General features: G+C 68.7%; 14 protein-coding genes and 1 riboswitch. Of the genes, 8 read left to right on the top strand and 6 right to left on the bottom strand.

The features are described 5' to 3' along the window. Positions 1 to 14: 14 nt before the first annotated feature. The gene (locus BQ8420_RS13240; RefSeq protein ID WP_087098867.1) at positions 15 to 413 is read left to right on the top strand and encodes a DUF3618 domain-containing protein; all 399 of its coding nucleotides are present in this window, start codon (positions 15 to 17) and stop codon (positions 411 to 413) included. Positions 414 to 498: 85 nt separating this feature from the next. Here the strand turns inward: BQ8420_RS13240 and BQ8420_RS13235 are convergent, their stop codons facing one another. Further along, on the bottom strand, positions 499 to 1,719 hold the full coding sequence (locus tag BQ8420_RS13235; protein WP_087098936.1) for an amino acid deaminase/aldolase: 1,221 nt from the start codon (positions 1,717 to 1,719) through the stop codon (positions 499 to 501). Positions 1,720 to 1,898: 179 nt separating this feature from the next. On the opposite strand from BQ8420_RS13235, the gene purU reads away from it, so the two are divergent. The 7 genes from purU (at position 1,899) to amaP (ending at position 5,736) form a co-directional block, all read left to right on the top strand. After that, positions 1,899 to 2,786, top strand: coding sequence for a formyltetrahydrofolate deformylase (purU, locus tag BQ8420_RS13230; RefSeq protein WP_087098865.1), 888 nt, complete (start codon positions 1,899 to 1,901; stop codon positions 2,784 to 2,786). A 375-nt stretch (positions 2,787 to 3,161) separates the two neighbouring features. After that, positions 3,162 to 3,623 carry an Asp23/Gls24 family envelope stress response protein gene (locus BQ8420_RS13225; protein WP_369825504.1) on the top strand — a complete coding sequence of 154 codons (462 nt, stop codon included), beginning with the start codon at positions 3,162 to 3,164 and terminating at the stop codon, positions 3,621 to 3,623. A gap of 2 nt (positions 3,624 to 3,625) precedes the next feature. Beyond that, on the top strand, positions 3,626 to 3,943 hold the full coding sequence (locus BQ8420_RS13220; protein WP_087098861.1) for a hypothetical protein: 318 nt from the start codon (positions 3,626 to 3,628) through the stop codon (positions 3,941 to 3,943). A gap of 41 nt (positions 3,944 to 3,984) precedes the next feature. Then, a complete protein-coding gene (locus BQ8420_RS32305; RefSeq protein WP_190318529.1) occupies positions 3,985 to 4,158 on the top strand; it encodes a hypothetical protein in 174 nt (57 codons plus the stop codon). Between the two features lie 14 nt (positions 4,159 to 4,172). Further along, positions 4,173 to 4,541, top strand: a complete 369-nt coding sequence (locus BQ8420_RS13215) for an alkaline shock response membrane anchor protein AmaP (RefSeq protein WP_235006157.1) — start codon at positions 4,173 to 4,175, stop codon at positions 4,539 to 4,541. Beyond that, positions 4,538 to 5,143 (top strand): DUF6286 domain-containing protein, encoded by a 606-nt coding sequence (locus BQ8420_RS13210; RefSeq protein WP_087098857.1) that lies wholly within the window; start codon positions 4,538 to 4,540, stop codon positions 5,141 to 5,143. The genes BQ8420_RS13215 and BQ8420_RS13210 overlap by 4 nt, the downstream gene beginning before the upstream one ends. A 2-nt stretch (positions 5,144 to 5,145) precedes the next feature. Continuing rightward, a complete protein-coding gene (gene amaP, locus BQ8420_RS13205) occupies positions 5,146 to 5,736 on the top strand; it encodes an alkaline shock response membrane anchor protein AmaP (RefSeq protein ID WP_143847236.1) in 591 nt (196 codons plus the stop codon). Positions 5,737 to 5,990: 254 nt separating this feature from the next. On the opposite strand, the gene BQ8420_RS13200 is transcribed toward amaP, so the two are convergent. The 5 genes from BQ8420_RS13200 to gcvT form a co-directional block, all read right to left on the bottom strand. After that, positions 5,991 to 7,268, bottom strand: coding sequence for a hypothetical protein (locus BQ8420_RS13200; RefSeq protein ID WP_143847234.1), 1,278 nt, complete (start codon positions 7,266 to 7,268; stop codon positions 5,991 to 5,993). A 101-nt stretch (positions 7,269 to 7,369) separates the two neighbouring features. Continuing rightward, entirely contained in the window at positions 7,370 to 8,782 is a 1,413-nt protein-coding gene (locus BQ8420_RS13195; RefSeq protein WP_087098853.1) for an L-serine ammonia-lyase, read from the bottom strand. Positions 8,783 to 8,867: 85 nt separating this feature from the next. Further along, positions 8,868 to 10,136 carry a serine hydroxymethyltransferase gene (gene glyA, locus BQ8420_RS13190; RefSeq protein ID WP_087098851.1) on the bottom strand — a complete coding sequence of 423 codons (1,269 nt, stop codon included), beginning with the start codon at positions 10,134 to 10,136 and terminating at the stop codon, positions 8,868 to 8,870. A 2-nt stretch (positions 10,137 to 10,138) separates the two neighbouring features. After that, the gene (gene gcvH / locus BQ8420_RS13185) at positions 10,139 to 10,519 is read right to left on the bottom strand and encodes a glycine cleavage system protein GcvH (protein WP_087098849.1); all 381 of its coding nucleotides are present in this window, start codon (positions 10,517 to 10,519) and stop codon (positions 10,139 to 10,141) included. A 164-nt stretch (positions 10,520 to 10,683) separates the two neighbouring features. Further along, positions 10,684 to 11,796, bottom strand: coding sequence for a glycine cleavage system aminomethyltransferase GcvT (gene gcvT / locus BQ8420_RS13180; RefSeq protein WP_087098847.1), 1,113 nt, complete (start codon positions 11,794 to 11,796; stop codon positions 10,684 to 10,686). Between the two features lie 147 nt (positions 11,797 to 11,943). Then, a riboswitch (glycine riboswitch) is annotated at positions 11,944 to 12,044 on the bottom strand. Positions 12,045 to 12,158: the final 114 nt, after the last annotated feature.

Genomic DNA, 12,158 nt, shown 5'->3' with positions numbered 1-12,158 from the left:
GAGAGAGGCACTCAATGACGGCAGGCGACACCGAACCGCGCCAGACCGCTGCCGAGATCCAGGCCGAGATCGACCGCGAACAGCGCCGGTTGGCCGAGACCTTGGACGAACTCGGTGTGCAGGCCCGTCCCGCCAACATCGCCCGACGCCAGGTGGCCAAGGTCAAGGAACGCGGTACGCGGATCCTCGACGAGGCCCGTGCGCTGGTGGTCGGTGGCGGAGCGGTCCGTGTGGAGAGCCACCTGGTGCACCCCGAAGAGGGCAGCATCGTGCTCAGGGGCGACGACAAGGTGGTGACCACCTACCAGTCGCGCGGTCGGCTGCCTCCCGAGGCGCTGATCCTGGCGGCCGGGGTGGGCACGGTCGTCGTCGTGGGCGTGGTGGCCTGGGCGGTCCGCCGCAAGCGGAAGTAGGTTCCCCCACCCCTGGGAACCACGGGACGGGGCCCGCGCGTAGATCGCGCGGGCCCCGTCCCGTTCTCGATTCCCGGCTCGGGTCTCACAGGAACGTGCGCCCCTCACCGCGATAGGTGGGGACCGATCCCTCGTAGGTGCCGGTGTCGGCGTCGATCAGGTGCAGGGCGTCGAAGCGTTCGCACAGTTCGCCCGCCTTGGCGTGGCGCATCCACACCCGGTCGCCGATGGACAGCCCGCGGGCGGCCTCCCCGATCAGCGGGGTCTGCACCTCCCCGGCACCCTCGTTGGCGCTGTAGGAGAGCCCCTCGGGCAGGTAGGGCACGGGCGGGCGGTGCGCGTCGGCCGGCCCGGACGCGGGGTAGCCGCCGCCCAGGACGGTGACCACGCCGGGGGCGGGGCGCCGCACGACCGGCAGGGCGAACAGTGCCGCCGGTCTGCCCTGGAAGGACCGGTACTGATCGAACAGGTGCGGTTGGTACAGCCCGGAACCCGCGGCCAACTCGGTCACGGCCTTTTCGCGCCCGGTGGTGTGCAGGCTGCCGGTGCCGCCGCCGTTGACGAAACGCAGTGGGGCGATGGCGCGGACGGCACGGGTGATGGCGGCTCGACGTTTGGCCAGTTCGATGGCGGAGCGGCGCTGCACCAAGCGCAGGAGGCTCCCGTAGAGGGGTTTGCCGGGGGGCGCGTCGCCCACCCCGGCGATCTGACCTTCGTAGGCCATGATGCCGTCGAGCTCCAGTTCGGGGCGCGCGACCACGGCGCGGGCCAGTTCCGTGGCTTGGGCGGGGGTGCGGACGGGGGAGCGGTAGGAACCGATCCGCATGTTCGGGCCCAGAGGTTGCCAGCTGGTGTCGATGTCCAGGCACACGCGGACGCGGGGGGCGTCGGCGCCGCGGTCGGCCGCTCGGACGGCGGCGACGATCAGGTCCAGGTGCGCGATGTCGTCGACCATCAGGGTGATGGAGCGGGCGGCCACGGGGTCGCGGACGAGTTCGGCCAGGGCCGGCCGGTCGGCGGTGGGATAGGCGACGAGGATGTCGTCGCTCAGGTGAGGGTCGGTCCCGGCCAGCCAGAGCGCCTCGGGCAGCGTGAAGGCCATGATCCCGGCGTATCCGGGAAGTTCCAGGGCCGTGCGCAGGAGTTCGCGGCTGCGCACGGACTTGCTGGCGATCCGGATGGGGCGGCCGTGGGCGCGTCGCGTCAGGTCGACGGCGTTGGCGCGGAAGGCGGCCAGGTCGACCATGGCGAAGGGTGCCTGGAGCTCGCGGGTGGCGGCCTCGTACTTCTCACGCGGGCTTGTCATGGAAACGAGCATGCCAGAACATGAATCTCTTTCATATTGTCCGAAGGGACCGATCCGAGCGCCCGGGTGTCCTCGCAGGTGACATGGGATACGTCCGGAACGACCCCAAGGGGCGAAGGCCCTGGATATCCTGGGCCGTCAGGCTGTTCGGCCGACGATCTGCGGGAGAGTTTCCACCGATGAGCGAGCGTGAGTACGTCCTGACCCTGTCCTGTCCCGACAGTCGGGGCATCGTGGCGGCGGTGGCCAATCTGCTGTCCGACCACGGGTGCAACATCACGGAGAGCCAGCAGTACGGTGACCACTACACCGGACGGTTCTTCATGAGGATGCAGTTCATGGCCGAGGACGGTGGTTCCGGTGTGACGAGCGAGGACGTTCTGCGCGGCGCCTTCGCGGCTCTGTCCGGGGACTTCGGACAGAGTGCGGGCGGGTCGTTCGTCGAGTGGACCCTGCAGGCCCGGGACGTGCGTCCGCGCATGATCGTGATGGTGTCCAGGTTCGGGCACTGCCTCAACGACCTGCTCTACCGTCAGCGCAGCGGCCTGCTCGACATCGACATCGCCGCGGTGGTCTCCAACCACCCGGACCTGGAGTTCCTCGCGAAGTCCTACGAGGTGGACTTCCACCACCTGCCGGTGACACCGGAGAGCAAGGGCGAGCAGGAGCGCAGGATCCTGGAGCTGGTCGACTCCTACGACGTCGACCTGGTGGTGCTGGCCCGGTACATGCAGGTGCTCTCCGAACAGCTGTGCGCGAAGATGTCCGGTCGCATCATCAACATCCACCACTCCTTCCTTCCGAGCTTCAAGGGCGCACGCCCCTACCATCAAGCGCACTCGCGCGGCGTGAAGTTGATCGGCGCCACCGCCCACTACGTCACAGCGGACCTGGACGAGGGGCCGATCATCGAGCAGGAGGTCTCCAGGGTCGACCACACCCACAGCCCGGAGCAGCTCACCGCGATCGGTAGCGATCTGGAGTCGGTGGCGTTGTCGCGAGCCGTGAACTGGCACGCTCAGCGGCGGGTCCTTCTCAACGGGGACAAGACGGTCATCTTCGACTGACCGGAGAATCTGTTTTCGGACGCCAGGGGTACTGACCGGTACCCTTGGCGTTCTTCTTGCCCGAAGCAGGGTTCTCTGGGGTGGGTTTGGGGCAGGGATGGTAGAACCATGACCCTTCCGACCTGCTGATCATTACTTTAAGTGTCTTGGTAGATGCGAAGAGTGGCTATATGGTGTGATGAGGTCGAATCACCGCGACCTCCGCACATCGGCGAAGGCGCGGGTTTCGGTCCACACGTTCTGAGCCGAATGGGCTCAGACCAGGGGACGAAAAATGGGCAAGCGCTTCGACGACGCGGTCGGCGAGGGCAACGCCACCTTCGAACGCGACGCCCAGAACGGTTTGCACACTGCGGAGGGGGACCAGTGTCGGACATGAAGAGCCAGTCCACGGTGCCGAGCGCCCGCGAGTCCGGCGGTAGGCGTGACGGTGCGAGCAGCGAACAGGGACACACCCAGATCGCCGACGGTGTCGTCGCCAAGATCGCCGGTATGGCCGCGCGAGAGATCGGTGGCGTCCACGCCATGGGCGGAGGCGCCTCACGCATGGTCGGGGCCGTGCGCGACGCCGTGAGCGGAGGAAACTCCTCCGGATCGGTCACGCAGGGGGTCTCGGTCGAGGTCGGTGAACGCCAGGCCGCCATCGACATCAGCCTCGTCGTCGAGTACGGCGCCGCCATCCAGGACCTGGCCTCGGGGGTCCGCCGCAACGTCGCCGGCGCGGTCGAACGGATGACCGGGCTAGAGGTGACCGAGATCAACATCAAGGTGGACGACATCCACCTGCCGGGGGACGACGAGTCCGACAACGGCGATTCCGAGCCCAGGGTCCAGTAGCCATGGACGGTGGCGACGCACCCGAACAGATCGCGCTGGAGATCGTCGAAGCGCTGGTTCTCTTCCCCGACGTGGTGGAACCGTCCTCCGGGTCCTTCGGAACCCTGAGCACCGCCGCGCGGGGTGGACGGATTCGCGGCGTCGCGGTGCGAGAAGACCACATCGAGGTCGGAGTGGTGGTCAGGTACGGGCGTCCGCTGCCGGAGATCGCCACCGAGATCCGTCGGGGCCTGGCCCCGCTGGCCGGCGGCCGCGCCGTCCACGTGTCCGTGGAGGACGTGGTCGCCGGGCTCGGCAACGACGTGGTCCCGCCCGGCTGAACACCGATCGAAAGGCAGGGCGTTTGATGAGAGGGGAAGCCATGTGGCCCATCGTTGGACTGTCCTACGGGACCGTATTGGGGCTGGCGGCGGCGTTCGGCGGGTTCCCCGCCTTCGCGCTGGTTCTGGTCCTGGGCCTGGTCGGGTTCGTCGCCGGCCGGGCGATGGAGGGCGAACTCGACCTGGCCGAGATGTTCACGCGGCGTTCGGCCTAGACGGGAGAGTGGACGTGGTCGGGGTGCGCAGTGACACGGTTCCTCAGCAACGGGTGCCCGTCCCACGGAGCGAGTCGGGTAGTGGCTCCACCCGCGTACGTGACCCCGGGGGCCGCGTCGACATCTCGGGATCCGTCATAGAGAAGGCCGCGGGTCGGGCCGCCGGAGAGATCGCCGGTGCCCGGGCCGCCCGTTCCCGGTCGGCCCGGGCACGCGTCAGCGGAGAGGTGGTCCTGCTGCGACTACGGATCGACGTGGACTATCCACGGTCGGTCGGCCGGGTGGCCGGGGCGGTGCGCGAGCACGTCAAGGACCAGGTCGAGCGGATCACCGGCAAACAGGTCCACCACATCGACATAGAGATCGTGGAGTTGGTGCGATGACCACCGTGGAAGAGGCACTCGGCCGTCCGGCCCAGAGCGTGGACCGCCGAGCCAGGCGGGTCGCGGTCCACACGTTCCGGCCACGTCGTTCATGGCCCGCGGTGATCACCGGGTTCCTGGTCCTCGCCGTGGCGGTGGTCGCCGCCGCCGAGGTCATAGCCGCGCTGGCGGGCAACCCGCTGCGGCTCTTCCCGGTGGGAGCCGCCACCGACTACGCGGCCGCCACCACCTGGTCCGAACCCTCGGTGCAGATCGCCTCGGCGGTGCTGGCGCTGATCGGCTTGGCACTGATCGTGGCGGCGCTCGCCCCGGGACGCAGCCGTTGGACCGCGCTGCGCACCGATGACCCCGCGCTCGTGGTGGGCCTGACCCGTCCTGCGCTGCGCCGCGCCGTGGCCGCTGCCGCGCAGGACGTCAGCGGGGTCGACAACGCGCACGTCACGGTGCGCGGGAACAGGCTTCGGGTCCACGTGCGCACCGGAATGCGCGAGGCCGGTGACCTGCCCACCGAGGTGACCAGGTCCGTGGAGCGGCGGTTGCAGGAGCTCGCGCCGTTGCGCAGCATGCGGATCGTCACGAACGTTCGATACGCGGAAGGTTAGCGATGGCGCGTGACAGGTACCGCAGGTCGGCCCGGGGAAACCGATTGGGTCTGATGATCGTGGGGACGTTGCTGCTCGCGGCCGGCGCCGCGGCCTTCGCCGCCGGGCAGGGGCTCTTCGGTTCGGGACCGGCGGGGACGCCCCTGATGAGCGACACCGTCAATGAGGTGCTGACCGGTCAGTGGGTCCCCTACGTGGCCGTGGCGGTGGCCTTCGTCGCCGGTTTCCTGGCCCTTCGTTGGCTGCTGGTGCAGGGCATGAACGACACGGTGGGCCGCCTACGCCTGGAGCACGGTGATGGGGGCAACGTGGAGATGTCGGAGAGCGCGGCCCGCGGCGCCCTCGAACAGGAGATCGCCGAGTATCCGGGGGTGCGCCGGGCCAAGGCACGCCTGACGGAGTCCGGCGACGAACCCCACCTGCGGTTGGCGCTCACGCTGGACGAGGACGCCGATGTGGCGAGGGTGTGGCATCGGGTGCGGGAGGAGGCACTCGCCAACCTGAGGAGCGCACTCGACCTGGAGAGCGTCCCGGCGGTCATCCGGATGTCGATGACCACCCCCGCCAAGAACCCTCGCCGCGTTCTGGCCTGATGGGGCGAGTCTGGTGGCGAGCAGAGCTCAAGCCACCAGACCCGGGGTGACGGCCGTGAATCGGCGAGCGGGTGGAAGCGCTCAAGCCAGGTCCTCGGCCGTGCCTTCCATACAACCCACGTCGGTCCCGATCCATTCCCGCCGAATCCGAGGGTGTCGCAGGTCACGGATCGAGCGTTGGAACGGGAGCTCGGCCGGAGAACCACATGGGGGCCGGCGCGTCGAGCGGCGTGCCGGCCCCGGTCGTGTGCGGGCTACTGCCAGGCGATGACCTTCTGAAGGGGGAGACCCGGGAACTCCTCCGGTTCACTCGAACCGTCCACGGGAACCCGGTACCACTTGGTGCCACCGGCCTCCGCTTCGGAGCGGAAGATGATCTCGGTGTGGTCGGGGGAGACGTGCGGGTGGGAGTTTTCGCGCGGGCCCTCGGGGACCAGGGTCCGGGTGGCCGGGACGGGCTCCCGCGAGTACTGGAGGGTGTCCTCGTTCTCGGCCTCGTAGTCCTCGAAGACGGCCGCGGTGAATTCCCAAACGCTCATGACGTTGTCGGCGATGAGCAGGGTGTTGTCGTCGATGACCTGGATCCTGCCATGGGTCTCCAGGTTCACCTGGGGTCCCCCATCAGCGAAGAGGTCGGTTCGCTTGGTCAGCTCCATCAGGTCGATCAGGTCGTCCCCGGCCTGATCCCCCAGTTCGAAGTAGTGCAGAACCTGCGTGTTCGCGCTACCGATCAACGCCGATCCATCGAGAACCGGGACCAGGTCGCGGAGGCTGCTGTCGTCGAAGACCGCGCTGTCGAGTCCGGGCAGGGCCGTGAGCTTTCCACATTGCATCGGGTCGCAGGGACCGAGTTCGGTGATCTCCCCACTCTCCAGGTCCATGGACTGCGCGGTCGTGTTCTCGCCGTCGTCCTCCACGAAGAGGATGCGGTCGCCCTCGGAGTCGGCGACCGGGTGGAGGTAGTTGATCGGGGTGGCGAAGTCCGACACCTCTTGGTCGGGGCTCAGTGTCGTGAACGTGCCGCTCTCGTGCAGGACCCCGAATCCGGAGATGTCGTTGCCGTTCACGTTCTCGGTGATGGCGGCTACGAGCATCCCCCGTTCGAGGAGGTACGCCCCGGGCTTGTCGCCGCAGGGGTCGGAAAGGGAGATCTCCGAGCTCTGCGGCGCCGCGCGTCCGTGGGACAGGAATTCGGATTCCGCGTGTTCAGCGAGCGGAGGGGAGAAATCGACCTTGTGGAGCTCGCTGCCGTCCTCGGCCGAGAAGAGGGTGACGATGAGACCGAGGTCGCCGCTGTTGCGGCCGTCGCACTCCGCGGTCAGGATGCCCGGGGCGCCCATGGAGGACTGTTCCGGCGCCTCTGCCTCTGCCTCGGTCTCGTTCCCTTCGGATGATTCTTCGACCCCGGCGGAGGCCTGCTCATCGTCATCCGGGGTGTCGTCGGGGGAGGAGCCGCAGGCGGTCGCCATCAGGGTGAGGGCGGCCATGGGTGCCAGCAGGCGCAGGATGGGGGAAATGGTAGAGGAGTTCACGAAATGCATTTCTACCACGAACGCCCAATGTGCATGGAGCCGGCCGTAATTTATAAGAATGAATGTGTCACGTTTTTGTTCGTGATAGGGGAAAATGCAGGTCAGCATTCGATGACGTTGACGGCGAGGCCGCCGCGACTGGTCTCCTTGTACTTGTCGTGCATGTCGCGGCCGGTGTCGCGCATGGTCTTGATGACCTTGTCCAGGCTCACGAAGTGGCTGCCGTCGCCGCGCAGTGCCATGCGGGTGGCGCTGATGGCCTTCACCGAGGCGAGCGCGTTGCGTTCGATACACGGGATCTGGACCAGACCACCGATCGGGTCGCAGGTCAGGCCCAGGTTGTGCTCCATGGCGATCTCCGCGGCGTTCTCCACCTGGGCCGGGGAACCGCCCAACACCTCGGCCAGGCCGGCGGCCGCCATCGAGGACGCCGAACCCACCTCGCCCTGGCAACCCACCTCGGCGCCGGAGATCGACGCGTTCTGCTTGAACAGGATGCCGATGGCCGCGGCCGTCAGCAGGAACCGCACCACGCCCTCGTCACCCGCGCCCGGGCTGAAGTGCAGGTAGTAGTGGAGCACGGCCGGGACGATGCCCGCCGCGCCGTTGGTCGGGGCTGTCACCACACGCCCGCCCGCCGCGTTCTCCTCGTTGACCGCGAGCGCGTACAGGCTGATCCAGTCGCTGCCGCGCATGGGGTCCGGGTCGACGTGGGTGGGGGCGAGCAGCCCGTGCTCGTCGCAGTTGCCGCCCAGTTGGCGGTAGAGCCGGTGCGCCCGACGGGGCACCTTCAGGCCGCCGGGCAGACTGCCCTCGGTCATCACCCCGCGCCGCACGCACTGGCGCATCGCGGCCCAGATCTCCAGCAGCTCCGACCGGATTTGCTCGGGGGTGCGTCCGAACGCCTGCTCATTGGCGAGCATCAGGGCACTGATCGACATGCCGGTCCCCTCGCACAGCTTCAGCAGCTCCTCGGCGGAGTCGAAGGGGTAGGGCATCTCGGTGTCGTCGGCCTTGATCCGGTCCGCGCCCGCGGCCCGCTCGTCCACGACGAACCCGCCGCCCACCGAGTAGTACACCTTGGCGGCCAGCTCCATCCCCACGGAGTCCAGGGCCACGAACCGCATCCCGTTCGGGTGGTCGGGCAGGCTCTCCTTGCGGCGGAAGTCCACGTCCACGGCCGGGTCGAACGTGACCACCGGGCCGTCGGGGCCGCCCAGACGCAGGGTCCGGGAGGAGCGGACCTCGTCCACGATGCGCGGAACCGTGTCCACGTCCACCCCCTCGGGGGTGTGTCCCATCAGCCCCAGGATCACGGCGGTGTCGCTGCCGTGCCCCTTACCGGTGAGTGCCAGCGAACCGTACAGCTCGGCCCGCACGTGCGCGACCCGGTCGAGTGGTCCGTCGGCCGCCAACCTCGACACGAAGGTCGTCGCGGCCTTCATCGGGCCGACGGTGTGCGAACTGGACGGTCCGATACCGATCTTGAACAGGTCGAAGGTACTGATGGCCATGGCTGTCCTCCTCGTCGAGCACAGGGTTCGGGCCGTGGGGGATGGGCGCCGTGGGGCCCGGCCGGGCCCCACGGCGAGGGCGCTGCTACAGGTTGGGGTAGAGCGGTCGCTTGGCGGCCAGGGCGTCGACCCGCGCGCGCAGGGCGGCGATGTCCCGCTCCGGCTTGAGGGTCTCCGCGATGACGTCGGCGACCTCGCGGAAGTCGTCCTCATCGAAACCGCGGGTGGCCAGGGCCGGGGTGCCGACCCGAAGACCCGAGGTGACCATCGGCGGACGCGGGTCGTTGGGCACCGCGTTGCGGTTGACCGTGATGCCGACCTCGTGCAGCAGGTCCTCGGCCTCCTTGCCGGTGATCGGCGAGTCCACCAGGTCCACCAGGACGAGGTGGACGTCGGTGCCGCCGGTGAGGACCTTGACGCCCGCTTCGGTCGCGTCCGGACGCGTCAGCCGCTCGGCGAGGATGCGGGCGCCGGTGATGGTGCGGCGCTGACGCTCGGCGAACTCCTCGCTCGCGGCGACCTTGAACGAGACCGCCTTGGCCGCGATCACGTGCTCCAGCGGTCCGCCCTGCATGCCGGGGAACACCGCGGAGTTGATCTTCTTGGCGAACTCGGCCTTGGCCATGATCATGCCGCCGCGCGGACCGCCCAGGGTCTTGTGCGTGGTGGTGGTGACCACGTCGGCGAACGGCACCGGGTTGGGGTGCAGTCCGGCCGCGACCAGGCCGGCGAAGTGCGCCATGTCGACCATGAGCAGCGCCTCGACCTCGTCGGCGATCTGACGGAACTTCTCGAAGTCGAGCTGACGCGGGTAGGCGGACCAGCCCGCGACGATCATCTTCGGCCGGTGCTCCTTGGCGAGGGCGGCCACCTCGTCGTAGTCGACGGTGCCGTCCTCGTCGCGCACGTGGTAGGGCACGGCGTTGAGGATCTTGCCGGAATAGTTGATCCGCATGCCGTGGGTGAGGTGACCACCGTGGGCCAGGTCCAGGCCGAGGATGGTGTCGCCCGGCTTGAGCAGGGCGAAGTACACCGCGGTGTTGGCCTGGGCGCCCGAGTGCGGCTGCACGTTGACGTGCTCGGCGCCGAAGAGCTCCTTGGCGCGGTCGATCGCGAGCTGCTCGATCACGTCGACGTGCTCACAGCCACCGTAGTAGCGGCGGCCCGGGTACCCCTCGGCGTACTTGTTGGTCAGGACGGTGCCCTGGGCCTCCAGAACCGCCTGGGGGGCGAAGTTCTCCGAGGCGATCATTTCGAGGGTGTCGCGCTGTCGGGCCAGTTCGGCGTCGACCGCCGCGGCGACCTCGGGGTCCAACTCGCCCAGGGTCTGGTTGAGCAGGTTGTCGCTGGTCATCTTCAGTTCTCGCCTTCGATCAGCTTGGTGTACTCCGCGGCGGAGAGCAGGTCAGTGGATTCCCCGGACACCCGGGCCTTGAACAGCCAACCGCCCTCGTAGGGGTCGGAGTTGATCGTCTCGGGTGCGTCTTCCAGGGCCTCGTTGACCTCGACGATCTCACCGTTGACCGGCGAGAAGATCTCGCTCACGGACTTGGTGGACTCGACCTCGCCGACCGGGTCCTCCGTGTTGGCCTCTTCCCCGACGGTGGGGTGCTCGACGAAGACGATGTCGCCCAGCGACTCGGCCGCGTACGCGGTGATGCCGACGGTGGCGACCCCGTCCTTGATCACGACCCACTCGTGTTTGGCGGTGTAACCCAGCTCCGTGGGAACGCTCACTTCAACTCTCCTTGGAGATGCTCGTCCGTTGTGTGCCGTGCGCCCGTCGGACGCCCCGGCTCGACCCGACCTACGCCTGGTCACGCCCCGACCGTGCCGGTCCTTCGTGGGGATCCGGGCGGTGGCGCGTGCAGGTGCTGCGGGGTCCGAAGAGGACCCCGCTCCTACGACTTCCGCTGGTAGAACGGAAGTTCGACCACGTCGACCTCTTCGCCGCGGCCGCGCACGTCGACGGTGAACGTGCCGGTCGTGGTGTCGAGGTCGCCGTCCACGTAGGCCATGGCGATGGGGCGGCCCAGGGTGGGGGAGGGGGCGCCACTGGTGATGGTTCCGACGACGGCGCCGTCGCGCAGGACGTCCTGGCCCTTGCGCAGCGGGCGGCGGCCGCGGGCGACGAACCCGACCAGGCGCCGTGCGCGCGCGGTGCGCGAGGCCTCCTCCAAGGCGGCGCGGCCCACGAAGTCGCCCTTCTCGAACTTGACCACGCGGCCCAGTCCGGCGTCGAAGGGGGTGAGCTCGGCGGTGAGTTCCTGGCCGTAGAGCGGCATCCCGGCCTCCAAGCGCAGGGTGTCGCGGGCAGAGAGCCCGGCGGGGACCAGCCCGTGCTCGGCGCCCGCTTCCATGAGGGCGGCCCAGATCTCGGGCGCCTTGTCGGAGGGCTTGATGAAGATCTCGAAGCCGTCCTCGCCGGTGTAACCGGTGCGGGCCAGCAGCACCGGGACCCCGGCGACGCTGTGCGAGTATCCGGCGAAGTAGCGGATCTCGGCCAGGTTCGCGTCGGTGAGCGGGGCGAGGATCTCGACGGCCTTGGGCCCCTGCAGGGCGATGAGGGAGTAGACGGAGGATTCGTCGACGACCTCGACGTCGAAGCCGACGGCGCGCTCGGCCAGGGCGGAGGCCACCACGGGCACGTTGACCGCGTTGGCCACGAGCATGTACTCCTCCTCGCCCAGGCGGTACACGATGAGGTCATCGAGGACGCCGCCGTCCTCGGAGGTGAGCATGGTGTAGCGGGCGCGGCCGACCTTCAACTTGGAGAGGTGGCCGGCCAGGGCGTTGTCGAGGGCCTGGTCGGCCTGCGGGCCGGTCAGGCGGATTTCGCCCATGTGGGAGAGGTCGAAGAGTCCCGCGGCCTCACGGACCGCGGTGTGTTCGGCGGTCTCGCTGCCGTAGCGCAGCGGCATGAGCCACCCCGCGAAGTCGACGAGCGTGGCCCCGGCCTCTTCGTGGGTCTTGTGCAACGCCGTCAGACGCGGCGTGGAGGTGGGCTCTGACATGGGCACTCCCGAGAGGATGGGCGTCGGTTGTCGCATTGAGGCGTTGCCATCCTCCCCCTCTGTCATGGGTGCCTGAGAGCTTCGCCACGCGCGCGGTGTGGCTTGCACCTTCGGCGAGGGAGTCTCGTCCCTGCTTTCCAGAGTGGTCTCGCCCGTACGGTCCGTGTGCCTGAGAGGTTGTCTGTGGGGAGGGATTGCTCCTTCGGCGGCCCGCGTTGGTTACGTGGGCGCTCTCCCGTACGGGGTCAGCAACACGGCCAGCCTAGCAGCGGTGACATAGAGCGCCCAAGACCGGTCGACGGGTTGTGGACCGACCTTTCGGAAGGTGGAGACCAACGAGGGAAGATGACCTAGCTTGGGAT

This window comes from Nocardiopsis sp. JB363, assembly GCF_900143625.1.
Classification (GTDB): domain Bacteria; phylum Actinomycetota; class Actinomycetes; order Streptosporangiales; family Streptosporangiaceae; genus Nocardiopsis.
This window is presented reverse-complemented; position numbering and strand designations above follow the sequence as displayed.

Coding starts and splice junctions, on each gene's coding strand:
- BQ8420_RS13240 (WP_087098867.1), top strand. CDS start 15: ATGACGGCAGGCGACACCGAACCGCGCCAGACCGCTGCCGAGATCCAG.
- BQ8420_RS13235 (WP_087098936.1), bottom strand. CDS start 1,719: ATGACAAGCCCGCGTGAGAAGTACGAGGCCGCCACCCGCGAGCTCCAG.
- purU (WP_087098865.1), top strand. CDS start 1,899: ATGAGCGAGCGTGAGTACGTCCTGACCCTGTCCTGTCCCGACAGTCGG.
- BQ8420_RS13225 (WP_369825504.1), top strand. CDS start 3,162: ATGAAGAGCCAGTCCACGGTGCCGAGCGCCCGCGAGTCCGGCGGTAGG.
- BQ8420_RS13220 (WP_087098861.1), top strand. CDS start 3,626: ATGGACGGTGGCGACGCACCCGAACAGATCGCGCTGGAGATCGTCGAA.
- BQ8420_RS32305 (WP_190318529.1), top strand. CDS start 3,985: ATGTGGCCCATCGTTGGACTGTCCTACGGGACCGTATTGGGGCTGGCG.
- BQ8420_RS13210 (WP_087098857.1), top strand. CDS start 4,538: ATGACCACCGTGGAAGAGGCACTCGGCCGTCCGGCCCAGAGCGTGGAC.
- amaP (WP_143847236.1), top strand. CDS start 5,146: ATGGCGCGTGACAGGTACCGCAGGTCGGCCCGGGGAAACCGATTGGGT.
- BQ8420_RS13195 (WP_087098853.1), bottom strand. CDS start 8,782: ATGGCCATCAGTACCTTCGACCTGTTCAAGATCGGTATCGGACCGTCC.
- glyA (WP_087098851.1), bottom strand. CDS start 10,136: ATGACCAGCGACAACCTGCTCAACCAGACCCTGGGCGAGTTGGACCCC.
- gcvT (WP_087098847.1), bottom strand. CDS start 11,796: ATGTCAGAGCCCACCTCCACGCCGCGTCTGACGGCGTTGCACAAGACC.